Source organism: Yimella radicis, from assembly GCF_054778255.1.
On the sequence record NZ_BAAGZR010000003.1, the window covers coordinates 95836 to 118852 of the forward strand.

Sequence of the window (23017 nt, forward strand, 5' to 3'; positions counted from 1 at the left end):
AGTGCCACGATGAGCCGGTGGCACTCGACATCAGGGCTGGACGGCCGTGGCCGGCGTTGCTCGACCTGCCGTGGTCGACCCCGCTCGAGGAGTGGCCGGAGAACATTCTGGCCGCCCTCCCCCGCGGCATCTCCCGACACGTCGTCCGCTTCGTGCGGATCGAGGGCCGGATCATCGCGATCAAGGAGATCAAGGAAGACATCGCCCGGCGCGAGTACGAGATGCTGCGCGCGCTGCGCCGTCTCGACCAGCCGTGCGTCGAGGCCGTCGGCGTGGTGGCCGGTCGCACCGACGACAAGGGCAACCCGCTGGACGCCTGTCTGCTGACCCGGCATTTGCAGTTCTCGCTGCCCTACCGAGCGATGCTGAGCCAGTCACTGCGGCCCGACACCGCCGACCGCCTGATCGACGCCCTCGCGGTGCTGCTGGTGCGGCTGCACCTGGTCGGTTTCTGGTGGGGCGACGTGTCGTTGTCGAACACGCTCTTCAAGCGCAACGCCGGGGAGTTCGCGGCCTACCTGGTGGACGCCGAGACCGGCGAGCTGCGCGAGAAACTGTCGAAGGGACAACGCGACCACGACCTCGACATCGCCCGGGTCAACATCGCCGGCGAGCTGATGGATCTGCAGGCCGGTGGCTTCGTGCCGATGGAGGTCGACCCGCTTTCGGTGTCGGATCTGATTCTGTCGCGGTACGACGACCTCTGGGCCGCGCTCACCGAGGACGAGAGCTTCGAGATGGGCCAGCGATGGAAGGTCGAGGAGCACATCCGCCACCTCAACGACCTCGGCTTCGACATCGGCGAACTCGACATCACCACCGACTTCGACGGCACGCATGTGTCGATCCAGCCGAAGATCGTCGACGCCGGCCACCACGCGCGCCGTCTGCTGCGACTGACCGGCCTGGCCGTCGAGGACAACCAGGCCCGCCGACTGCTCAACGACCTGGACGCGTTCACCGCCAGCCAGGACCGTCAGAACGACGACGAGCAACTGGTCGCCCACGACTGGCTCAGCCGCATCTACGAACCCATCACCCGCACCGTTCCGCCGGCGATGCGCAAGAAGCTCGAACCGGCCGAGATCTTCCACGAGATCCTCGAGCACCGCTGGTACATGGCAGAACGCGCCCAGCAGGACATCTCGATCGAAAACGCCGCGCGCGACTACGTCGACCACGTCCTGCCGAACAAGCCGGACGAGGCGTCCGTCGTCGGCGTGGACACCCAGGAACTCCCCGTCCGGGCGGAGTGACGTGCGCCGCCGGGAGTTGGTTGCCCCAGCGGGAGCACGAACTCCCGTATCGGCAACCAACACGTCGCAGCTGCGACACCCGCACTGCCGGAGGTGGCACCCACCCGACCAGAGCGCAAGGCTCACGCCGGCGGGACGGCGCAGGCACGCCGAAGGAGCCGGCAAAAAAATCAGCTGAGCTGGCGACCGTCGGCGTCGGGAAGCTTGCGCATCGCGATCAGGATGATGTCGATCAGTGCCCAGATGCCACAACCACCGAGGGTGATCAGCTTCAGCACGCCGAGCCCGGTATAGCCCAGGTAGAAGCGGTCGACGCCCAGGCTGCCGATGACGATCGACAGGATCAGCGCCATGATCCACTCCTTGTCGGAGAAGACCCCCGGCACCTGCTTGGCCTGGAAGGCGTGACCCCCACTCGCTGCACGCACCAGCGTTTCCGGCTTGAGCTGGCCACTCGCGGCCATCGCCTGCAACTGCCCGTAGCTCATCGGACCCTGCTCGCTGCCCATGAGGTTGACGAAGAAGCTGTCACCCTGCGGACCACCGGAATGCGCGGCCGGAGCCGAGCCGTACTGCTGCTCGAACTGCTGGCGGTCCTGCTGGCCGTACTGCTGGCCGTACTGCTGCCCACCGAACTGGCCGGGCTGCTGCCCGTAACCCTGCTGGTCGTACTGCTTGCCCGCGTTCGGGTCGTTGTTCGCGTAAGGATCCTGATGCGACATGAGTGCCTACTTTCGGTGAAGGACGATCAGCTGCTGGAGGAGGACGACCCGACGCCGATGGCGACGACGAGCACGACGTACAGCGCGACGAGAACCAATGAAACGGCGGCGGACGCGATCGCGAAGTTCTTCGCCTTGCGGGCCGACTCGTGTGCGCCGGCTGCGTCACCCATGGACCACTTCGAGTTCACCTGGGTGGAGAACACGATCGATGCGATGCCGAGCGGAAGGCAACACAGCACGGTCGACAGGATCGCCCAGACCAGATAGTTGTCCGGCGGCGGTCCGACCGGGGACTGATAACCGTACGGACTGCCGTACTGGTTCGGGTACTGCGGCTGACCGTACTGCTGGCCGTACTGCTGGCCGTATTGCTGCCCGTACTGCTGGTCGTACCCGTGCTGCGGCTGGCCGTACTGGCCGTATTGCGGCTGCTGGCCCTCCTGCTGGCCATACTGCTGCTGGTCGAAGCCCTGCTGCCCGTACGCATCGGACGACTGTGCGCCGTCCCGGCCGGCGGTGTTGTTCGGGTCGTACGGGTCGTAACTGCTCATTGCTGGAGGTCCCCCCGGAAGTGCTGGTGTCGACAACTGATTCTAGATGGGGCCGCCGCGCTCAGGCCGGCGACAACCAGGTCCAGCCCGGGACGTTCCGGACCACCCAGAAGACCACGGTGACCACCGTCAGCGCGGTGGTCACCCAGGGCCGTGTGATCGAGAGTTTGGGTCTGCCCTGCCACTGGCGGCGTGTCCACAGAACGAACATCACCACGAGACCGACCAAGGCGATCACCACGAGCGGGTTGAAACCGAATGCGCCCGACACATCGCCGTCGACCACCGAGGCGGACGCCCGCATCGCTCCGCATCCTGGGCAGTACAGGCCGGTCAGCCACAGGAAGGGACAGGTCGGATAGTTGCCGGGCTCACGCGGATCGACCGCGTGCAACAGCACGCCGACGCCGACGGCCGCGAACCCGAACGTCACAGGCGCGATCATCCTGCGTAGCCGGCCGTGCATCGGCCGCCACCCGGGGATGGGATCGGTGTGCTGCAGGAACCAACCTTGCCGCGGAGCCGGCGAACAGACAGCGGAAGGCGCCCGCACCGCTGCGGGTCCGGGCGCCTTCACGTCCGTCATCAAGCGTTGCTGTCTTTCAGGATGGTGAACATCAAGATTGCGTAGATGATGCCGAAGACGATTCCGGCGATCGCGCTCCAGATGGAGAACTTCTTGGCCTTCTCCGAGGCCTCGCGGGCGCCCGCGTGGTCGCCCTGCGCCCACAACGAGTTCACCTTCGTGGCCTGGATGATCGCCACGATGCCGAGCGGAAGACAGCACAGGACCGTCGTGATGATCGCCATCGCGAGGTTGTTCGGCGGCGGGGTGCCGACGGCTCCGCCGTCACCGGGCATCGGGTTGTAGCCCGGTGCACCGGCACCGTACTGGCCACCCTGCTGGCCGTACTGGCCGTCGTTCTGCTGACCGTACTGGCCGCTGTGCTGGCCGCTGTGCTGGCCGTAAGCGTCGTCGCTGCCCTTGTTGTTCGGGTCGTACGGCTGGTTCGGATCGTTCGGACCGTAGTTGGTCATGTCTTCCCTCCCTGCAACGCAGCACGTTGCTTTTTCGGCCGGTGTTCCGGCGTTTCGCACCACCCTATGGGGCGGAGCACGCCGACCGGCGAAGCCGAAGCGGCTCGTTTTCGTCCGTGGAAGGCGACGTCACGAAATCGCGTCCGGTTCCATCCGGTCCACCATCCGGACAGCGAATCGGTCAGCGTGCGGCTCGAGAAGAGGCGATCTGGTAAAGCGTCACCGACGCGGCAATACCGGCGTTGAGCGACTCGACGGACGAACTCATCGGCACCGACACGATCTGGTCGCAGTTCTCGCTCACCAGTCGCGACAGCCCCTTGCCCTCGGACCCGACGACGACCACCAGCGGCTCGGTCGACAGTTCGAGCTGCGGCAGTTCGACGTCGCCGTCCATGTCGAGGCCGATGACGAAGAACCCGGCCTTGCGGAACTCCTCCAAAGCGCGGTTCAGGTTGCCCGCCATAGCGACCGGAACGCGTGCCGCCGCACCCGCGGACGTCTTCCACGCCGCCGCCGTCATACCCACCGACCGGCGTTCGGGAACGATGACACCGTGGCCGCCGAACGCGGCCACCGAGCGGATGATCGCGCCGAGGTTGCGCGGGTCGGTGATGCCGTCGAGTGCGACGACCAGCGGGATACCCGGCGCCTCCGGGTCGATCAGGTCGCTCGGGTGCGCGTACTCGTACGGCGGGATCTGCAGCGCCAGGCCCTGATGCACCGCATCGTCGGTCAGTCGATCGAGCTCGCCGCGCGGGGTCTCCAGGATCGGGATCGCCCGGTCGGCGGCGAGTTTCAGCGCCTCGCGGACGCGGTCGTCGGAGTCGATCCGGCCGGCGACGTACATCGTGGTGACCGGGATGTGCGCGCGTAGCGCCTCCAGCACCGAGTTGCGTCCGGCGATGACCTCGGACGACGCCTTACCGCGACGGTTGCCACCACGCGATCCGGGACGGGAGGTACCTCCGGTCTTCTGGGCCGCCTTGTACGCCTTGTGGTTCGGACGCTCGGCCGCCTTCGGGGTCGGGCCCTTGCCCTCGAGGCCGCGACGGCGCTGGCCGCCACTGCCGACCTGCATGCCCTTCTTCGAGCTGCCCTTGCGGATCGCTCCGCGGCGCTGGGAGTTGCCTGCCATCGATCAGTCCTTCGTTCGTTGGGCGGCGCGATCGGCCGCCGACATGAGTGACCAGCGAGCGCCGTCGGCGGTGTCCTCGACCGCCACACCGGCAGCGGACAACTGGTCGCGGATGAGGTCCGCGGTGGCGAAGTCACGGTCGACACGGGCCTGCTTGCGCGAGGCCAACAGCTCCTCGATCACGTGGTCTAACGCTTCGTTCGAGCGATCGTCGCCGCACGAATTCCATTGTGCGTCATACGGATTGACACCGAGCACTTCGGTCATGGCGACGACCTCGAGCGCGAGTTCCTCGGCACGGGTCCGGTCGCCCGCGTCCAACGCGGTGTTGCCCTCGCGGATCGCGTCGAAGACGACCGCGAGCGCTCCGGAGACATTGAGGTCGTCGTCCATCGCAGTCGCGAACGCGTCCGGAACGGCCACGAAGTCGCCGGACGGCGCCTGGTCGAGCCCGCGTTCGAGGAAACCCTCGATCCGTGCGACCGCGGCAGCGGCCTCGTCCAGAGAACCGTCGTGGTACTCGATCGTCGCCCGATAGTTGACCGCGCCGAGGTAGTACCGCAGGACCAACGGACGAACCTTCTTGGTGATCTCACCCACGGCCAGGGTGTTGCCGAGCGACTTGCTCATCTTCTCCCCGCCGAGGGTGACCCAGCCGTTGTGCAGCCAGTACTGCGCGAACCCCAGACCTGCAGCGCGCGACTGTGCCTGCTCGTTCTCGTGGTGCGGGAAGCGCAGGTCGATGCCGCCGCCGTGGATGTCGAACTCGTCGCCGAGCCAGCGGCGAGCCATCGCCGAGCACTCCAGGTGCCAGCCCGGTCGGCCCTGCCCGTAGGGGGTCGGCCAACTGGCGCTCTCCGGTTCGCCGGCCTTGTGGCCCTTCCAGAGCGCGAAGTCGCGCGGGTCACGCTTGCCGCGCGGGTCGGCGTCGGCTGCGGCCTCCATGTCGTCGACCTTCTGGCGGGTCAGCGAGCCGTATTCGGGCCAGCTGCGTACGTCGAAGTAGACGTCTCCGCTGCCGTCTTCAGCGGCGTACGCGTGCCCCTTCTCGATCAGGATCTGCATCAGTTCGACCATGTCGGTGACGTGGCCCGTGGCGCGGGGCTCGTACGACGGACGGCGCACGCCGAGCAGGTCGAGTGCATCATTGGTCTCGCGCTCATGCGCGTAGGACCACTCCTGCCACGGCACGTCGTGCTCGGCCGACTTGTTCAGGATCTTGTCATCGATGTCGGTGACATTGCGGACAAGGGTGACTTCGTACCCGTGACCGATCTCCAGCCAACGGCGCAGGATGTCGAACGCGACCGTGAACCGCACGTGGCCGATGTGCGGCGACCCCTGAGTGGTGAGACCGCAGATGTACATGCCCACCGTGCCCGCACGAAGGGGCTCGAAGGGACGCAGCTCACCGGCTGCGCTGTCGAAGAGTTGCAGAGTCACCCGGCAAGTTTATCGGCGCCGTGAAGTACAGCAGACCACTCGAGGCAAGCGACCGGTCCCCGCACTCGCAAAAGCGCGTACGGGGACCGCGTGGGACGTCGGCGACTCGTCGACGATGGCCGCGCGGATGCCACGGGCCTACCGGACGGGTGGGCGATCGTCACCGGTTGACCTCGCGAGTGTCATGAGGTTCGGGGCATCCCGACCACGAAGGTCATGACACTCACATCAGCTCACGCCCCCTCGGGACGCTCCCACTCGTCCTGTCGGGCGGCTTCTTCGCCGATGGTGGTCGAGTCGCCGTGGCCGGTCAGCACGATCGTCTCCGCCGGAAGGGCGAAGAGCTTCGTCCGGATGGAGTCGGTAATGGTGTCGTAGCTGCTGAACGAGCGCCCCGTCGCTCCCGGTCCGCCGTCGAACAGCGTGTCTCCGGTGAGCACCACGCCCAGCGTCGGGACCCGGAGACACACGGCGCCGGGGCTGTGGCCGGGCGTGTGGATCACCTCGATGGTGACCTCGCCGACCTCGATGCGGTCGCCGTCCGCCAGTTCGTGGTCGGGCCCGACGGAGTACACGCGGTCCCAGAGCATCCGGTCGGACGGGTGCAGGTAACTCGGCGCTTTGGTCGCATCGAATACCTCGCCCACCGCGGTGATGTGGTCGTCGTGCGCGTGGGTACACAGGACGGCCTTCACCGTCCGCCCACCGACGGCGTCCAGGATCGGGGCGGCATCGTGTGCCGCGTCGACGATCACGCACTCCTTGTCGTCACCGATGATCCAGACATTGTTGTCGACGTCCCAGGTGCCCCCGTCGAGACTGAAGGTGCCGGACGTGATTACCCGCTCGATCGTGGTGTCGCCGTGTCCCGCAACGATTTCGGCTGCCATGACGTTTCTCAGATCTCGACGACGGAGCGCAGCACGTCGCCCCCGTGCATCTTGTCGAACGCGGACTCGACGTCGTTCAACCCGATCCGCTCGGTGATGAACGCGTCGAGGTCGAAGCGTCCCTGTCGGTACAGGTCGATGAGCATCGGGAAGTCGCGCGAGGGCAGGCAGTCGCCGTACCAGCTCGACTTCAGCGCGCCACCGCGGCCGAACACCTCGATCAGTGGCAGTTCGATCTTCGTGTCCGGCGTCGGGACACCGACCAGAACGACCGTGCCGGCGAGATCGCGGGCGAAGAACGCCTGCTCGTAGGTTTCGGGTCGGCCGACCGCTTCGACCACGACATCGGCGCCGAAGCCACCGGTGAGTTCGCGGATGCGCTCGACGGCGTCCTCGTTCTTGGAGTTGACGGTGTGCGTTGCCCCGAAGACCTCGGCCTGCTCGAGCTTTCGGTCGTCGACATCGACCGCGATGATCGTCGTCGCTCCGGCGACCTTCGCTCCGGCGATCGCAGCGTTGCCGACGCCGCCACAACCGATGACCGCGACGGAGTCTCCACGGCCGACCTGGCCGGTGTTGACCGCCGCGCCGAAGCCGGCCATCACGCCGCAGCCGAGCAGACCGGCGGCAGCGGCGGACGCGTCCTCGTCGACCTTCGTGCACTGACCGGCGGCGACCAGGGTCTTCTCGATGAACGCGCCGATGCCCAGCGCGGGCGAGAGCTCTGTGCCGTCGGTCAAGGTCATCTTCTGCTTCGCGTTGGCGGTGTCGAAGCAGTACCACGGCTTGCCTTTCGCGCAGGCGCGGCACTGACCGCAGACCGCGCGCCAGTTCAGCACCACGAAGTCGCCCGGCTTCACCTCGGTGACCCCTTCGCCGACGGCCTCCACCCGTCCGGCGGCCTCGTGGCCGAGCAGGAACGGGAACTCGTCGTTGATGCCACCCTCGCGGTAGTGCAGATCGGTGTGGCAGACCCCGCAGGCCTCGATCGCGACGACCGCTTCACCCGGACCGGGATCAGGCACGACGACGTCGACCACTTCCACCGGAGCGCCCTTGCTGCGGGCGATGACACCTTTGACGGTCTGGGGCATTTGCGCACTTCCTCACGGTTTCGACACCTACTTGACCTTCTTCCCCGCCAGCCTAGATGAGCTCGGGTACGTCGAAGGGCCCGACCGTCTCGCGGTCGAGCCCTTTGGTCGTCGGGTGGTGCGGTCGTTGCGGACTCAGTGTCCGCCGCCGTCACCCTTCTCGGCCGAGTCGTCCGGACGGCTGCCCGGGTGCGTGACCTCTTCGCTGCCGTACGGTGGTTGGTCGAGCACGACCGGCACGGAGACCTGCTTGCTGCCGCCGTCGGCGGTGGCGAACACGACCGTGGTGGACTCACCCGGGGGAACCGGGGTGGCGGGGATGTCGATCGGGGACACAGTGGCCTTGCCGTCGCCGCTGGGCTTGCCGTCGAGGCGGACGGACTGCATCGGCGGAATGGAGACCTTGGTCGGCTGTCCGCCGGCCGGAGTGACTGTCAACTGCGCGGCAGTGTTGCCGTTGTTGGTGGCCAAACCCTGCATCGAGCCCTTGTCGCCCTTGTTCTTGGTGACTATGAGCACGTTCGACAGGTTGACCGTTCCGACCTCGGCGTTGTTGCCGTCGGAGGCGACGTAGTCCATGTCGGTGGTGGGTTCGCTGAAGTAGTAGCAGCCACTCAGGGCAGTGCTGGCAACGCCGGCGACCAGCATCGCTCGAGCACCGCGGCGGACGGCCGGCCGGGAAGTCACACGTCGCATCACATGTGCATGGTACCGGTCTGCCCGCCGCCCCGGCACCCCACCCTGCACCGGCCCATGACGACCCACGCGGAGCACGTGCGGCGACTCCTGTCAACCCCTCGGCCGCGATCTGTGCACGTCCGTTTGTGGCCTCTGACCTGCACAAACGGTTTCTGTGACCCCGGCCACCCGTGCTATCCTTGCCTTCGCGAAAGGGGCACACAACATATGGTTTTCAAGGTCGGCGAGACGGTCGTTTACCCGCACCACGGGGCGGCTCTCATCGAAGAAATCAAGGTCCGAACGATCAAGGGCGTGGAGAAGCAGTACCTCGTCCTGAAGGTTGCCCAAGGCGACCTGACGATCGAGGTTCCGGCGGAGAACTGCGATCTCGTGGGTGTCCGCGATGTCGTCGGCAAGGAAGGCCTCGACCGCGTATTCGAGGTGTTGCGTGCCGATCACACCGAGGAGCCGACCAACTGGTCGCGTCGCTACAAGGCGAACCTCGAGAAGCTGGCATCCGGCGACGTCATCAAGGTGGCCGAGGTCGTGCGTGACCTGTGGCGCCGCGACCAGGACCGCGGCCTGTCCGCGGGTGAGAAGCGGATGCTCGCCAAGGCGCGCCAGATCCTCGTCTCCGAACTCGCGCTCGCCGAGCACACCAACGAGGACACCGCAGAGGCCACGCTGGACGAGGTCCTCGCGTCCTGAGTTCCATCACGAACAGCGACCACGCCCACGGCACTCCTGCCGTGGGCGTCGTCATCGTCGCCGCCGGCATGGGCACCCGCCTCGGCGCGGGTATGCCCAAGGCTCTCGTCGATATCGGCGGTGATGCCCTGATCGTCCACGCGCTGCGTTCGGTACGTCAGGTCGGTCGGGTGTCCGACGTGGTCGTCGTCGTCCCGGGCGGGCACCGGGGCGAGTTCGAACCGTTGTGTGAGGGCGCCGTGCTCGTCGACGGCGGCGCTGAACGCACCGACTCGGTAGCCGCCGGACTGGCCGCGCTCTCCGACAGGACCGAAGTCGTCCTCGTGCACGACGCCGCTCGCGCCTTTGCTCCCCCGGCGTTGTTCGACGCCGTGATCGACGCCGTGCTGGGCGGTGCCGACGCGGTGGTCCCCGGCCTACCCGTGGTCGACACCGTCAAGCAGGTGGACGCCGGCGGTGTGGTGGTCGGTACGCCGGATCGCTCGTCACTGCGCGCCGTTCAGACGCCGCAGGGCTTCTGCCGGTCCGCGCTCGTCCGGGCGCACTCCCGGGGTGGCCAGGCGACCGACGACGCGGCCCTGGTGGAGTCGGACGGCGGACACGTGGTGGTCGTCGACGGCGATCCCCGCGCGCTCAAGGTCACCGTTCCGGCCGACCTCGACGCAGTCCGGCGTCTGATCGCAACCGACCCACAGGAGCAACTCATCGATTCGCCGCAGCATCCTGCACCCTTGCCCCGCACCGGGATCGGTGTCGATGTACACGCCTACGCCGATGACGAGCGACCGCTGTCCCTCGCCTGCCTCACCTGGCCCGGTGAACGTGGAATCGAAGGACATTCCGACGGTGACGTCGCCGCTCACGCGGTGTGCGATGCCCTGCTGTCGGCCGCCGGTCTGGGTGACCTCGGCACTCAGTTCGGCGTCGACCGACCGCAGATGAAGGGGGCAACCGGCGCAGCGATGCTGGCCGACGTGCACGGCACCCTCGAGCGAGCAGGTTTCCGCATCGGCAATGTCAGTGTGCAGATCATCGGTAACCGGCCGAAGGTGGGTCCGCGCCGCGAGGAAGCGCAACAGGCGATCTCGGCCGCGCTCGGCGGGGCGCACGTCTCGGTCTCAGCGACGACCACCGATCACCTCGGCTTCCTGGGCCGCGGCGAGGGCATCGGCGCGATCGCCAACGCGCTGGTCATCCGTGGCTGACGCCTGAACGTGAAACGAGCCCCTGCAGGTTCTGCAGGGGCTCGTCCATGGCGCAGGAGGCGCCGGAGAATGTCAGCGCTGCAGGCCCTCGTTCGGGTCGCCGTACCGGCCGGTGACCAGGTAGACGATGCGGTCCGCGACGGCGACGGCGTGGTCGCCGAATCGCTCGTAGTAGCGCGACAGCAGCGTGACGTCGACCGCGGTCTCGGTCGGGTGGTTCCAGCCCTCGCTGTGCAGGGCGGCGAAGATCTGCCGGTGCAGGTCGTCCATGTGGTCGTCCAGGCGCTCGATCTCCTGCGCTGCGTGGACGTCCTTGCTGTCGATCGCCTCGCCGGTCTTCTTCGCCAGGTCGATCGCGCACTCCGACATCGAGGTGATGTGCGGCAGCACTTCCTGCGGAACGGCCTGCTTCGGGTAACGCATCCGGGCGATCTTCGCGATGTGGCGGGCCAGGTCGCCCATCCGCTCGATGTCAGATGCCATGTGCATGGCGGTGACGACCATCCGCAGGTCGGTGGCCACCGGCTGCTGACGGGCCAGCAGGTCGACCGCCAGGTCGTCGACCTGGCGTCGCACGGTGTCGATGTCGTCGTCCGCAGCGATGACGCTCTCGGCCACGCCGAGGTCGGTGTTCACGAGTGCGTCGGTGGCGCGCGTCATGGCAGTACCGACCATCTCGGTCATGTGAACGAGCTGATCGGAAACACGATCGAGGTCGTCGTGGAAGGCGTTGCGCATGCTTGCTGAATCCTTGCTTCGGGGTGAACTCGAAAGAAGTCGAGATGGTCGGGCGGTTTTGCCGGCCTCGACCGACTTCACCGGTCGTGGCCCATTGTGCCCCAGACCGGCGACTCGCCGAGGGTCGCAGGCTGCGGTGAACGGCGACGAACGCGCAGGTTAACGGTCGATGGCTCGCAGTCGTACGCGTCTGACCAGCACCGACGACGCTTCACCGACCCCGTACATTGGGCCGCGTGTTGGAGGTCCTACTCGCCCTGAGCGCCCTGTGCGTGGGCCTCGTCATCGGCTGGTCGGCCGCCAGACGTCGGACTGCCGAGACCTCCGCGAAGAGCATCGCCACCACGCACACCAACCCGGAGCCGATCGCCCCGGAGGCCGCCGAGATCCTCGATGCGTTGCGCTCGGTCTCGCTGGTCGTCGACGCCAGCGACCGCGTGGTGCGGGCGAGCCCGTCCGCAGCGGCGCTGGGCCTCGTCCGCGGGCACGAGATCGTGCATGAACAACTGCGCACCCTCGTGCGCACGTCTCGGCGAGACAAGGACCTGCACGAACTCGAACTCGACCTGACCCGTGGACTCAACGGCGCCGGACGCCTGGTGCTCGGGGTGCGGGTGACGCCACTGTCCGACGACCACGTCCTCATCCTGCTCGACGACCGCTCGCAGCTGCGACGCGTCGAGGAGACCCGGCGTGACTTCGTGGTCAACGTCAGTCACGAACTGAAGACTCCCGTCGCCGGACTCAGTCTGTTGTCAGAGGCGATCGACGATGCTCGCGACGATCCGGAGGCGGTGCACCGGTTCACCAAGCGGATGCGCACCGAGGCCGACCGCGTCAACCGGTTGGTCATGGAGATCGTCGAGTTCTCCAGGTTGCAGGTCGCAGAGACCCTCGACGATCCGCAGCGCGTCGACGTGCGCGAGTGCGTCGCGGAGGCCATTGAGCATATGCGGCTGATGGCCGACGAACGCAATATCGGCATCCAGGCGCACGACGAGGGCAACCGCGCCGAGGTGTTCGGCGACCCCGACCTGATCACCACCGCCGTGCGCAACCTGATCGAGAACGCAGTCAACTACTCCGGCAGCGGCACGCGGGTGGACGTCGCCGTGAAGGGCTCGCCCGATCTGGTCACCGTTGCAGTGAAGGATCAAGGCAGCGGCATCCCGGCCGGCGAGATCGAGCGCGTCTTCGAACGCTTCTACCGCGTCGACGCCGCCCGGTCGCGACGCACCGGCGGCACGGGGCTCGGCCTTGCCATCGTCAAACACATCTGCGCCAACCACGGCGGTGAGGTCACCGCGTGGTCCGAGGAGGGCCACGGCTCGACCTTCACCATCCGGCTGCCGGCCGCACATCCCGAACCCTCCGAAACAACGATCGGCCGACCGGTCGACGAAGCCCGAAAGGTCACCCCATGACGCGCATCCTGCTGGTCGAGGACGAGGAGTCGCTGTCCGACCCGTTGTCCTACCTGTTGTCCAAGGAGGGCTACGAGGTGTCGGTCGCGGAGACCGGACCGGACGCGCTGCTCGACTTCGATCGCAACGGCGCCGACCTCGTCCTGCTCGACCTGATGCTGCCCGGAATGTCCGGCACCGAGGTGTGCCGGGTGATCCGGCAGAAGGCGAACGTGCCGATCATCATGCTGACCGCCAAGGACAGCGAGGTCGACAAGATCGTCGGGCTCGAGATCGGCGCGGACGACTACGTCACCAAGCCGTATTCCTCCCGCGAACTTCTCGCCCGCATCAAGGCGGTGCTGCGCCGTGGCCAGGACACCGGGGAACTGATGCCCGCCACCCTGCAGAGCGGACCGGTGCGCATGGACGTCGAACGCCACACGGTCAGTGTTCAGGGCGAGCCGGTTTCGTTGCCGCTCAAGGAGTTCGAGCTGCTCGAGCTGCTGTTGCGCAACGCCGGACGCGTGCTCACCCGGGGTCAGCTGATCGACCGCGTCTGGGGCAGCGACTACGTCGGTGACACCAAGACGCTCGACGTGCACGTCAAGCGGCTGCGCGCGAAGATCGAGGAAGACCCGGGCAACCCGAAGGTGATCGTCACCGTCCGCGGCCTGGGCTACAAGTACGAAGGCAGCTGACACACGCCGAAAGTCCGCAGAACCGGCGAATCGACGCGCGCGTTCTGCGGACTTACGGTTCAGCGGCCTTGGTTGGCGACCGCCTCGGCAGCCGCCTTCGCGGCCTCGGGGTCGAGGTACTTTCCGCCCTTGACGGTGGGCTTGAAATGATCGTCGAGTTCGTAGACCAGCGGCATTCCGGTCGGGATGTTGAGGCCGACGATGTCGTCGTCGGAGATCCCGTCGAGGTGCTTCACCATCGCGCGCAGGCTGTTGCCATGAGCGGCGACCAGAACGGTCTTGCCGTCCTTCAGGTCGGGAATGATCGAGCCCTCCCAGTACGGCAGGAAGCGCTCGATGACGTCCTTCAGGCACTCGGTGCGCGGCGCGTCATCGCCGAGATCGGCGTACCGCGGGTCACCGTCCTGGGAGAACTCGGCGCCGGGCTCGATGGGCGGCGGCGGGGTGTCGAACGACCGGCGCCAGGTCATGAACTGCTCCTCGCCGAACTCCTCCAGCGTGGCCTTCTTGTCCTTGCCCTGGAGGGCGCCGTAGTGACGCTCGTTCAGGCGCCACGACCGGTTCACCGGGATCCAGTGACGGTCGGCGACGTCGAGGGCGAGGTGGGCGGTCGTGATGGCGCGGCGCAGCAGCGAGGTATGCACGACGTCGGGCAGGACGTCTGCTTCCTTCAACAGCTTGCCGCCGTTCGCGGCCTCGGAGCGGCCCTTCTCGGTGAGGTCGACGTCGACCCAGCCGGTGAAGAGGTTCTTGGCGTTCCAGTCGGATTCGCCGTGACGCAGCAGCACGAGTGTGTAGGTCATGACTCCAGCCTAACCACCGACATACGTGCCGTGGTCAGGCCAGCAGGTGCTTGAACGCCTCGAGGTTGCGGGTGGATTCACCGCGCGAAATTCGCCACTCCCATTCCTTCTTCATCGAGGTCAGGAAGCCGAGCACCAACAGGTCGTTGAAGGGCTCGTCCGCTGCGCGCAGGACGGCACCGAGCAGCTTGTCGAGGTAGGTCTCGTCGACGGCGGCGAGCGGGACGCGTCCGCCGACGTACACGTCGCCGGAGGAATCGATCGAGTACGCGAGACCTGGCAGCTTGAGGTTGCGGCGCAACAGGAACTTGTAGAAGTCGAGGTGGTTCTCATCAGGCTGCCTGATGACGAATGCGGCTGTGATCAGGTCGTTCTCACCGACCGTGAGGGACGTGACCGTCTTCAGCTTCTTCTCCCCCGGGAGGGTGACGACGTACTCGCCGTCGTTGACCCCGGCCTCCCAGTCCAGTTCGTTGTCGGCCAGCACCCCTTCCAGGACCGCCGCGACGTCGTCGCGCAGGCTCACGGCACTACCGCAGTCGGCACCGTCGCGAAGTCGAGGTGCGTGTCGTACGGACGCGGCGGCGCCTCACAGGCGTGCCGGTAGACGTCGAACAGCTTGTCGGTCGTCGCATCCCAGGAGAACTCGCGGGCCCGCGCAATCGCGTTGTCGGTCATTGTTTTCCGCCTCTCGTCGTCGTCCAGCAGGCCGGCGAGCACCGACGCCCACTCGTCGGGATCGTGCGAGTCGACCAGCACTCCCCCGTCGCCCACCGCCGTCGGGAGCCCACCGACGTTCGCAGCGACCACCGGTGTGCCGCACGCCATGGACTCGATCGCGACCAGGCCGAAGGATTCGGAGTGGGAGGGCACGACGGTCAGGTCGGCGGCCGCGAACCAGCGGGCGAGTTCGGTGCGGCTCTGCGGAGGCACGAACTGCACGACGTCGGCGACGCCGAGTTCACGCGCCATCGCCTGCAGCGCACGGGGACGCTCCAGCCCGCTGCCACTCGGACCGCCGAGGATCGCGACCACTGTCCGGCCACGGCGCTCCGGTTCGCGTTCGATCATCCTCGCGACGGCCTTGACCAGTACGTCCGGGGCCTTGAGCGGCTGGATGCGTCCGACGAACAGCAGCACATCGGCGTCCTCGGGCAGCCCCAGTTCGCGGCGGCACGCCGACTTGTCGGCCGGCCTGAGGACGTCGAGGTCGACGCCCGGGGGCACGACGCGGACCCGTTCGGGATCGGCGTCGTACAACTCCACGAGTTCGCGGGCTTCGGTATCGGTGTTGGCGATCAACCAACCGGCCACCTTGACGACCTGCTCCTCGCCGATCTCGCGACCCTTGGGTTCGGGCCGATCGCCTGCTGCGAGAGCACGATTCTTGACGCGGCTCATCGTGTGCATGGTGTGGACCAGCGGCACGTTCCACCGGTCGGCGGCCAGCCAGCCGACCTGACCGGACAGCCAGTAGTGGGAGTGGACCAGGTCGTAATGCCCCTCCGGGCTGATGGCGACGAATCGCATCACTCCCGCCGCGAACGCGCACAGTTGTCCGGGCAGATCCTCCTTGTCGAGACCCTCGTACGGCCCGGCGTCGATGTGTCGCACGATCACGTTGGGTGCGAGGGTGACGACCTCCGCCAGGCTCGCGGACGTTCGACGGGTGAAGATCTCGACCTCGACGCCCCGCGCACCCAGCCGCTTCGCGGTCTCCACCACGTACACGTTGAGCCCGCCCGCGTCGCCCGTACCGGGCTGGTCGAGCGGCGAGGTGTGGACACTGATCATCGCCACCCGCTGCACCGGGCATCCGCTGGACTCGGTCATGCGGCTCAGTCTCTCACCCGCGAAAGTCGTCCGGTCGTGGTCTCGGTCGCGGCGCTCGCCCCACGGGGCTCGCACCCAGTCGACCACCGCCTGAGTGAGCTCGTATCTAGGCTGAGCGGGTGGCCTCTGCACGTCCGGTGGGCGCGATCACGCGCGGCACCACGAACCCCAATCGCCTGCGCCGGTGCGACCGGTGGCTGGTGGCCACCCAGCGACATCGCCTGACGGCCCCGCTCGGCGCGCCCCTGGTGGTGGATCTCGGGTACGGCGCATCACCGGTCACCGCCGTGGAACTACGCGACCGGCTCCGCGCCGTACGCCCGGACGTCCGGGTCGTCGGAGTCGAGATCAACCCCGCCAGGGTGCGCGCGGCGCAGCACCTGCAGGACGACACGCTCAGCTTCCGCATCGGCGGATTCGAGCTGCCGGTGGACGGGAAGGTCGACGTGGTCCGCGCGTTCAACGTGCTGCGCCAGTACGACGAGTCCGAGGTGGAGTCTTCGTGGAGCCTTGTGCAACAACGTCTTTCACCGACCGGGATCTTCGTCGACGGGACCTGCGACGAGGTCGGGCGACTGGCCACCTGGGTGACGCTCGACCGTCGCTCACCGCTGAGCTTGACCTTCTCCTGGCGGCTCGGGGGGCTGGACACACCGTCGGTGATCGCCGAACGTCTGCCCAAGGCACTGATCCACCGCAACGTGCCGGGTGAACCGATCCACGAGTTTGTGCGGACCTTCGACCGTGCGTGGGCGACGGCTGCGCCGCACGGTTCGTTCGGTGCACGGCAACGCTTCCTGGCGGCGGTCGACACCGTCCGTGCAGACGGCTGGCCCGTCCTGCACGGACGCAGTCGCCACAGGCTCGGCGAACTCAGCGTGGAGTGGTCTGCGGTCGCCCCGAATCGGAGGTGATCAGCCCACGAGTCCGGTGGTCGCCACGTACGCGGTGCCGTCGCCCGAGCAGTGCAGGTGGTCGACGGATGCCGGAACGAAACACGACTGTGCCGGACCCAACTCGATCTGCTCGACGTCGTCGTCGAGCGTGATCGTTCCTCCGATGCAGAGCACGATGCGCGGCTTGTTACGTCCTGGTACTTCTTCAGGTTGTGTACCCGGGTTCACTTGGTGCAGTTGGAAATACGGCACATCGACCGGGAAGCTGTGCACTCGAACACCCGACGGCGGTTCCTCCACCACAACGGGGCGGTGGACGTCGACGATACGGAGCAGTTCGGCGATGTCGATGCGTTTGGGAGTCAGGCCGGCTCGGACGACGTTGTCGGAATTGGCGAGGATCTCGACCGTCACCCCGTGCACTGCGGCGTGCAGCACTCCTGCCGGCAGGAACACGTAACTGTTCGCGGGCACGACGTGGTGCCTCATGGTCAGCAGCACCGCCGCGCCGACGTCGCCGGGGAACTGGGCGGCAATGCGGTGGATGGCCTCGTAGTGCGGGTGGTCTCGTCGGTGACCACATGCCCGGACGACCTCTTCGGTGAGCTCGCGCTGAACCGACTCCTCGGCCTGCAGGATCGACCGGAGCAACTGCTTGACGCCCGAGCCGACCGCGGCCTCGATCAGTTCCCCGAACCGTTGACACTGCAGTTCCCCTGCCGCGGAACGGATTTCGTCGAAGGCGAGCGTCCCGGCGAACATCTCGAACTCGGTGACCGTGAGCCAGGCCTCCGGCTTCGGCCAGTTGTCGACATAGGTGCCGGTGGGCGCGGTCAGCGCTTCCTCACGGCTGGGATGCGCCTGGATCGACAACGCCTGCTCCGGCGCGAGCAGCTTGAGCAGGAACGGCAGTCGACGCTGGAACTGAGTCACGGTCGTCTCACCGAGCATGCCGATCGGGTCGGCAGCGATGAGCTTGTCCAACGTCGTGCGGTCGTCGTGGTGATCGACGACGCAGGGCGACGCCTCGTGTGCACCCATCCACATCTCGGCCTCGGGGGACTCGGTCGGCGACGGCCGTCCGGCCAGTTCGGCCAGCGCCGTGCGCGACCCCCACGCGTAATCCCGGATGCGTGGTTCGAGCCGGACGATCATGCGAGGAAGTCTCGCACGAGCTCTCGTACGCGAGCCCGATGACTCCACAGGATCCCGCCTGGTGGGAGCACCTCGAGCCGGGCGTTCGGGATCAGGTCGGCGATCTCACGCGAGACCCACAGCGGGTGCGCGGGATCATCCTCCTGGCCGAGCACGAGCACCTGCGCCTGCACCGCCTGCAGTGATCGACGGTCGTGCACCGCGGTCGCGTGTGGGATCGTCCGCAACGCACGGGATACGTCTGTTCGGACGATCGTGTGTGCCTGGTCCATACACCAGTTACGCACGACGGGATCGTCCCGGTGCTCCCCCGGCTGTTCCAGTAGCAACAACTCGAAGACACCGTCGACGTCGTGCTCGTCGGCGAACCGGCCCATCTCCAGCAATCGCTCGAGGGCGACGTCGGTGCGGGGTGTGTCGAGCACAGCAGGCAGCGCCAGCACAATGCGTTCGAAGCGGTCGGGCACCCGCTCGAGAAGGTGAGCGATCGCGCCGGCTCCCATGCTGACGCCCAACGCCCGGGTGGCGCCGACGTGCGTGGCCACAGCGTCGAGTTCGTCGGCCAGCGCGGTGTAGGTCCACGCCGATTCTGGCGAGGACGAGGCACCGTGGCCGCGGAAGTGGAAGTACGCCTGGCGTCCGGGCATGCCGGAGCCGAAAGGGCGCGTGGTCGATATCGAACCTGCGAGCCCGTGGGCGAAGACGGTGACCGGTTCGCCACGTCCGACCAGCAGGTACTCGATGCCGCCTTCGGACGTCGGCAGGATGGAGGTGCGGGCGCTCACCATCGTCCGCGGGAACCGCCACCGCGGCGGGACTCGACCTGTCGCAACGCCGGACGGACGTCGGCGAGGTACACCCCGGCAGCCACGATCGCGATGATGCCGAAGAGGTTGAGCGGTGACTGGATCACGAGCAGCGCGAACACCGCAGCCAGGCCCGTGATCAACAACCAGCGTTGCTTGGTCATCTTGTCGGCGGCTCGGAACGCATCTTCACGGCGACGCAGCGCATCGACGAAAGCGAAGGCCGTGGTGGCCATCAGGGCGAGGCCGAGCAGCAGCGCGACGGTGGACTGGATGCGAAAAAGAGGTTCGAGCACGTCACCAGCCTAAACGTCGAACGTCGCCGATGTCCGCCGCTCAGACGTCGACGACGACGGTGAACGGTCCGTCGTTGACCAGCGACACCTGCATCATCGCGCCGAAACGTCCGGTGGCGACCTCGACCCCGGCGGCAACCAGCGCGGCGACGAGATCCTCGATGAGGGGTTCGGCGACCGGGCCGGGGGCGGCTGCGCTCCAAGAGGGACGTCGACCCTTGCGGGTGCTGCCGTACACGGTGAACTGCGAGACCACCAGCACTGGCGCACCGGCGTCCAGCACGGACTGCTCGTCGGCGAGGATGCGCAGCTCGCCGATCTTGCGAGCCATCGCGGCGACCTGTTCGGCACCGTCCTCGTGGGTGACACCGACCAGCGCCACCAGACCGGGACGATCGATGGCACCGACCGTCTCCCCTTCGACAGTCACTTCCGCGTGGGTAACCCGCTGCAGGACTGCCCGCATCAGACCGCCCGCACCGCACCGACCGGCTGCCCGTGGCCGAGGATCGGCGCGCTCGCAAGACGTTCGAGCACCCCTGCTTCCACCCCCAACTCGCGCAGTGCCGCTGCGGCAACCACCGGACGGGCCCGCTGGCCGCCGTCCGCGATCTTGACGACCATTCCACGACCGTCCGGGAGCCCGATCGCGTAGACCGCCTCGGCACCGTCCTTGGCCACCAGCCCCGGGACGCTGCGGATCAGATCGGTGACGTCGCGTCGGGTGCCACCGAGAAACTCGGGGAACTCGCGGATCGCTTGTGCGACAACACGTTCCGGACCGTCCGTGGCGGCCGCAAGGCGGCCGAACGCACGCGCGAGACCGAGCGGCGAAACCGCCATCACCGGAGCCCCGCAACCGTCGATCCCGGTCGCGGCGACGGACTCGCCACACAGGTCGGCGAGCGCGTCCGCCATCGCGACCTGCAACGGATGGGACGGGTCCCGATACGTGGCGGTGTCCCAGTCGTTCACCACACACGTGGCGAGCATCGCAGCGTGTTTGCCCGAACAGTTCTGGGCGATGGACGTCGGTTCGTGGCCGGCCGCGAGCCATTCGCGCCTGGCCTGCTCGTCGTACGGCAGATCGGGGGTGTTCTGCAGGTCGTCCTCGGAAAGGCCGGCGCCGGCAAGGATGCGGCGCACGCCGTCGAGGTGGAAATCCTCACCCGAATGACTGGCGCTCGCCAGCGCCAGCAGGTCGGCGGGCAGGTCGAGTCCGGACCGCACCATCGCGAGCGCCTGGATCGGCTTGTTCGACGAGCGGGGAAAGTGCGGCGCGCTCGCGTCACCTCGTTCGAACAGCACCGAGCCCTGCGCGTCGACGGCCACGACGATGCCGCGGTGCACCGACTCCACGAATCCACTGCGTTCGACGACTGCGACGATGGGGGCTTCGGAGAGTGCTTGCTGCGATCGTTGAGTCACGCAGGCGAGGCTAACGACGAAGCCCCCACCGGGGCGAGGTGGGGGCTTCGTCGTTTCTGCTCAGCCGAGCAGGGTCAGTTGTCTTCAGGCGTTGCTGTTCGCCGAAGCAGCCTTCGTGGCCGGAGCCTTGCGGGCCGTGGTCTTGCGAGCAGTGGCCTTCTTGGCGACGGTCTTGCGCGCCGGACGCTTGGTGGCAGCGCCCTCCTTGGCGGCGTTGCTGCGGACCTCGGCGCGAGCCTCGTCCTCGACCTTGCCGGCGACGTCGGCGACGACCTTGGCGGCGTCCTTGCGGCCGGCCGCGAGGGTCGAGACGGCGGTGGTCTGCGCGTCCTTGGCGGTCTTGCGAGCGGTGCTGCGAACGTCCTTGGCCTGCTGGCGCGCGGTGGTCTCGATCCCGTCGACCTGCTTGCGCAGCGACTTCACGACCTTCTCGCCGCGCTTGGCGAGGGTGACGTACTGGTCGCCGGCCTCGATGCTGGCGTCGTCGATGACCTTGGTCGCGGTCGCGGGCAGCGCCTCGACCTGTTCGCGGACATCGGCGATCTGCTTGGTGAAGCGAACCTGCACGGCGGACGGCTTGAGCTCGGCACCGACGGTCAGCGCACGGTCACGGACTGTGGTGTAGACCGTGTCCGCAGCGCCGACGGCGGCGTACAGCGGGGTGGCTCCGGTGATGGACTTCTTGAGGTCGAACTTGGTGGCCATGGCCACTCCTTCCGGTTCGGTTATCTGGAGTATGTGCTGCCGATGCGGCAGGCGGATCAGTCCTCGGTGAACGATGCGTAAAGATCGAGGAGAACCTTGCGCTGCTTGTCCGAAAGGAGCGGGTCGGACTTGATCGCCACACGGGTGTCGATCAGCGTCTCGGTCTCGCCTGCTTCGTCCAAGAATCCGGCCTGCACGTACAACTGCTCGGCCGAGATCCGCAAACCCTTGGCCAGCGACTGGAGTATCTCCGCGCTCGGCTTCTTCAGTCCCCGCTCGATCTGGCTGAGGTAGGGGTTGGAGATTCCCGAGCGTTCGGCCAGCTGCCGCAAGGACAACTGCGCCTGCTGGCGCTGGTCCTTGAGGTAACCGCCGAGATCGCTGACGGGGTTCGGAGTCATGTCTTCATTATGCTTGCTGCAGTTAGCACTTTGCAAGCCAGAGCAAGCGTGAGACGAGTCACACCGGTGGGGCTGTGTCGTCAGGCCCGCACGATCGGCGTCTGCGCCGCAGTCACATCGCCCGCGCGCAGCACGGCCTCCACCGGCACATTGCGCTTGACGACGGCCAGCGCGATCGGCCCTTCCTCGTGATGACGGGCCACCGAGGTCAGTCGTCCGACGGCCCGTTCGTTCGCGGGCGCGAACAACTCGGCGCCCGGGTCGGGCAATACGTGGCCCGAACCGTCGAGATGCAGGAAGACGAGGCGGCGCGGTGGCTTGCCGAGGTTGTGCACCCGCGCGACGGTCTCCTGGCCGCGGTAGCACCCCTTGTGCAGATGCAGCGAAGTGCGCAGCCAATCCAACTCGTGCGGAATCGTGCGGTGGTCGGTGTCGACCAGGTGCCGCGGACGCCACTGGCTCACCCGCAACGCCTCTGCCGCCCAGGTGCCCGCGAGCGAACGTTCACCCACGACGGATTCCAGTTCATCGCGCGGGACGATCAGTTCACGCCACGCGCGACCGAACGCCGGGTGCGGCTCGACGTCGCAGTAGGCGGCCGTGTCCGGGCCGAGGTCGGGCCACGGGTCCACCCAGGCAAGCATGTCGACCGCCTCTGTCGACGGGTCGCCGAGCACCGCGAAATCGGCACTGCGGTCGGCCACCTCGACGCGGAGCATGAACTGCATCGACCGCAACCAGGTCACCAGCGCCTCGGCGGTGCCCGGCTCCACGGTGATCCAGATGGTCTCTCCGTCGTCGATCAGGTGCAGGTCGTGCTCGACATGACCGTGTGGACTGAGCACCAGCGACTCGGTACTCACTCCCGGCTGCAGGTCGTCCAGCTTCTGCGTGGTGATCGAGTGCAACCAACTGCGACGGTCTGGCCCGCTCACGGTGACCACGCCCCGGTTGCTCAGGTCGACCAGGGCCTGCCTCGCCTCCAAAAATCGCTGTTCACGCATCGGGTCGCCGTAGTGCGCCGCCACGCCGGCGTCGAGCCCGTCGGCCTCGACCGCCTTCGGGCGATCCAGGAGCGGGGAGCGGTAATCGTCCAGATTCGCAGCGTTCACGTGTTCAGCGT

At 67.3% G+C, this 23017-nt stretch carries 27 protein-coding genes; 6 read left to right on the forward strand and 21 right to left on the reverse strand.

Going from position 1 to position 23017, the window contains the following annotated elements:
• The first annotated feature begins 17 nt into the window (after nt 1–17).
• The gene (locus ACYU8W_RS02205) at nt 18–1256 is read left to right on the forward strand and encodes a DUF4032 domain-containing protein (RefSeq protein WP_141929252.1); all 1239 of its coding nucleotides are present in this window, start codon (nt 18–20) and stop codon (nt 1254–1256) included.
• 170 nt (nt 1257–1426) lie between these two features.
• Here the strand turns inward: ACYU8W_RS02205 and ACYU8W_RS02210 are convergent, their stop codons facing one another.
• From ACYU8W_RS02210 to ACYU8W_RS02250, 9 genes are all read right to left on the reverse strand, one after another.
• Nucleotides 1427–1978, reverse strand: coding sequence for an NINE protein (locus ACYU8W_RS02210; protein ID WP_211345218.1), 552 nt, complete (start codon nt 1976–1978; stop codon nt 1427–1429).
• Between the two features lie 26 nt (nt 1979–2004).
• Nucleotides 2005–2532 carry a CD225/dispanin family protein gene (locus ACYU8W_RS02215; protein ID WP_141929253.1) on the reverse strand — a complete coding sequence of 176 codons (528 nt, stop codon included), beginning with the start codon at nt 2530–2532 and terminating at the stop codon, nt 2005–2007.
• A gap of 61 nt (nt 2533–2593) precedes the next feature.
• Nucleotides 2594–2977, reverse strand: a complete 384-nt coding sequence (locus tag ACYU8W_RS02220; protein ID WP_499466274.1) for a DUF2752 domain-containing protein — start codon at nt 2975–2977, stop codon at nt 2594–2596.
• A gap of 140 nt (nt 2978–3117) precedes the next feature.
• Nucleotides 3118–3570: a CD225/dispanin family protein gene (locus ACYU8W_RS02225; RefSeq protein ID WP_499466276.1), complete on the reverse strand. Its 453-nt coding sequence runs from the start codon at nt 3568–3570 to the stop codon at nt 3118–3120.
• A 181-nt stretch (nt 3571–3751) separates the two neighbouring features.
• Nucleotides 3752–4708 (reverse strand): 23S rRNA (guanosine(2251)-2'-O)-methyltransferase RlmB, encoded by a 957-nt coding sequence (gene rlmB, locus ACYU8W_RS02230; RefSeq protein ID WP_499466278.1) that lies wholly within the window; start codon nt 4706–4708, stop codon nt 3752–3754.
• 3 nt (nt 4709–4711) lie between these two features.
• Nucleotides 4712–6151, reverse strand: a complete 1440-nt coding sequence (cysS, locus tag ACYU8W_RS02235) for a cysteine--tRNA ligase (protein WP_499466280.1) — start codon at nt 6149–6151, stop codon at nt 4712–4714.
• Between the two features lie 233 nt (nt 6152–6384).
• On the reverse strand, nt 6385–7041 hold the full coding sequence (locus ACYU8W_RS02240; RefSeq protein ID WP_499466282.1) for an MBL fold metallo-hydrolase: 657 nt from the start codon (nt 7039–7041) through the stop codon (nt 6385–6387).
• 8 nt (nt 7042–7049) lie between these two features.
• Nucleotides 7050–8135 (reverse strand): S-(hydroxymethyl)mycothiol dehydrogenase, encoded by a 1086-nt coding sequence (locus tag ACYU8W_RS02245; RefSeq protein WP_499466284.1) that lies wholly within the window; start codon nt 8133–8135, stop codon nt 7050–7052.
• 135 nt (nt 8136–8270) lie between these two features.
• The gene (locus tag ACYU8W_RS02250; protein ID WP_499466286.1) at nt 8271–8822 is read right to left on the reverse strand and encodes a hypothetical protein; all 552 of its coding nucleotides are present in this window, start codon (nt 8820–8822) and stop codon (nt 8271–8273) included.
• Nucleotides 8823–9041: 219 nt separating this feature from the next.
• Here ACYU8W_RS02250 and ACYU8W_RS02255 point away from each other — a divergent pair, with 219 nt between their 5' ends.
• Together ACYU8W_RS02255 and ispD are read left to right on the forward strand one after the other, a co-directional pair.
• Complete coding sequence (locus tag ACYU8W_RS02255) at nt 9042–9524, forward strand: CarD family transcriptional regulator (protein WP_115923962.1); 483 nt, start codon at nt 9042–9044, stop codon at nt 9522–9524.
• A 41-nt stretch (nt 9525–9565) separates the two neighbouring features.
• Nucleotides 9566–10729, forward strand: a complete 1164-nt coding sequence (gene ispD / locus ACYU8W_RS02260) for a 2-C-methyl-D-erythritol 4-phosphate cytidylyltransferase (RefSeq protein ID WP_499466288.1) — start codon at nt 9566–9568, stop codon at nt 10727–10729.
• Between the two features lie 72 nt (nt 10730–10801).
• On the opposite strand, the gene phoU is transcribed toward ispD, so the two are convergent.
• Complete coding sequence (gene phoU, locus ACYU8W_RS02265; protein WP_499466290.1) at nt 10802–11467, reverse strand: phosphate signaling complex protein PhoU; 666 nt, start codon at nt 11465–11467, stop codon at nt 10802–10804.
• A 236-nt stretch (nt 11468–11703) separates the two neighbouring features.
• Between phoU and ACYU8W_RS02270 the strand changes: the two genes are divergently transcribed.
• Nucleotides 11704–12891 (forward strand): sensor histidine kinase, encoded by a 1188-nt coding sequence (locus tag ACYU8W_RS02270; RefSeq protein ID WP_499466292.1) that lies wholly within the window; start codon nt 11704–11706, stop codon nt 12889–12891.
• On the forward strand, nt 12888–13571 hold the full coding sequence (locus tag ACYU8W_RS02275) for a winged helix-turn-helix domain-containing protein (RefSeq protein ID WP_499466294.1): 684 nt from the start codon (nt 12888–12890) through the stop codon (nt 13569–13571). The genes ACYU8W_RS02270 and ACYU8W_RS02275 overlap by 4 nt, the downstream gene beginning before the upstream one ends.
• A gap of 59 nt (nt 13572–13630) precedes the next feature.
• Here ACYU8W_RS02275 and ACYU8W_RS02280 read toward each other — a convergent pair whose 3' ends face one another.
• Genes ACYU8W_RS02280 through mshA form a run of 3 tightly spaced genes read right to left on the reverse strand, consistent with a single transcriptional unit; the run spans nt 13631 to nt 16207 of the window.
• Nucleotides 13631–14374, reverse strand: a complete 744-nt coding sequence (locus ACYU8W_RS02280; protein WP_499466296.1) for a phosphoglyceromutase — start codon at nt 14372–14374, stop codon at nt 13631–13633.
• Between the two features lie 34 nt (nt 14375–14408).
• On the reverse strand, nt 14409–14900 hold the full coding sequence (locus tag ACYU8W_RS02285) for a type III secretion system chaperone family protein (RefSeq protein ID WP_499466298.1): 492 nt from the start codon (nt 14898–14900) through the stop codon (nt 14409–14411).
• Nucleotides 14897–16207 carry a D-inositol-3-phosphate glycosyltransferase gene (gene mshA / locus ACYU8W_RS02290; protein WP_499466300.1) on the reverse strand — a complete coding sequence of 437 codons (1311 nt, stop codon included), beginning with the start codon at nt 16205–16207 and terminating at the stop codon, nt 14897–14899. Before mshA ends, ACYU8W_RS02285 begins: the two co-directional genes overlap by 4 nt.
• A 119-nt stretch (nt 16208–16326) precedes the next feature.
• On the opposite strand from mshA, the gene ACYU8W_RS02295 reads away from it, so the two are divergent.
• A complete protein-coding gene (locus ACYU8W_RS02295; RefSeq protein ID WP_141929264.1) occupies nt 16327–17121 on the forward strand; it encodes a class I SAM-dependent methyltransferase in 795 nt (264 codons plus the stop codon).
• Here ACYU8W_RS02295 and manA read toward each other — a convergent pair whose 3' ends face one another.
• The 8 genes from manA to ygfZ form a co-directional block, all read right to left on the reverse strand.
• Entirely contained in the window at nt 17122–18258 is a 1137-nt protein-coding gene (manA, locus tag ACYU8W_RS02300; protein WP_499466302.1) for a mannose-6-phosphate isomerase, class I, read from the reverse strand.
• A complete protein-coding gene (locus tag ACYU8W_RS02305) occupies nt 18255–19043 on the reverse strand; it encodes an alpha/beta fold hydrolase (protein WP_499466304.1) in 789 nt (262 codons plus the stop codon). Before ACYU8W_RS02305 ends, manA begins: the two co-directional genes overlap by 4 nt.
• On the reverse strand, nt 19040–19360 hold the full coding sequence (locus ACYU8W_RS02310; RefSeq protein ID WP_239701062.1) for a DUF2516 family protein: 321 nt from the start codon (nt 19358–19360) through the stop codon (nt 19040–19042). The genes ACYU8W_RS02305 and ACYU8W_RS02310 overlap by 4 nt, the downstream gene beginning before the upstream one ends.
• Nucleotides 19361–19400: 40 nt before the next feature.
• Entirely contained in the window at nt 19401–19826 is a 426-nt protein-coding gene (dtd, locus tag ACYU8W_RS02315) for a D-aminoacyl-tRNA deacylase (protein ID WP_129624611.1), read from the reverse strand.
• Nucleotides 19826–20788 (reverse strand): asparaginase, encoded by a 963-nt coding sequence (locus ACYU8W_RS02320; protein ID WP_499466307.1) that lies wholly within the window; start codon nt 20786–20788, stop codon nt 19826–19828. Before ACYU8W_RS02320 ends, dtd begins: the two co-directional genes overlap by 1 nt.
• Nucleotides 20789–20872: 84 nt before the next feature.
• Nucleotides 20873–21493, reverse strand: coding sequence for a hypothetical protein (locus tag ACYU8W_RS02325; RefSeq protein ID WP_499466309.1), 621 nt, complete (start codon nt 21491–21493; stop codon nt 20873–20875).
• A gap of 56 nt (nt 21494–21549) precedes the next feature.
• Nucleotides 21550–21894 (reverse strand): helix-turn-helix domain-containing protein, encoded by a 345-nt coding sequence (locus tag ACYU8W_RS02330; protein WP_141929269.1) that lies wholly within the window; start codon nt 21892–21894, stop codon nt 21550–21552.
• An 80-nt stretch (nt 21895–21974) separates the two neighbouring features.
• Complete coding sequence (gene ygfZ / locus ACYU8W_RS02335; RefSeq protein ID WP_499466311.1) at nt 21975–23006, reverse strand: CAF17-like 4Fe-4S cluster assembly/insertion protein YgfZ; 1032 nt, start codon at nt 23004–23006, stop codon at nt 21975–21977.
• Nucleotides 23007–23017 lie beyond the last annotated feature (11 nt).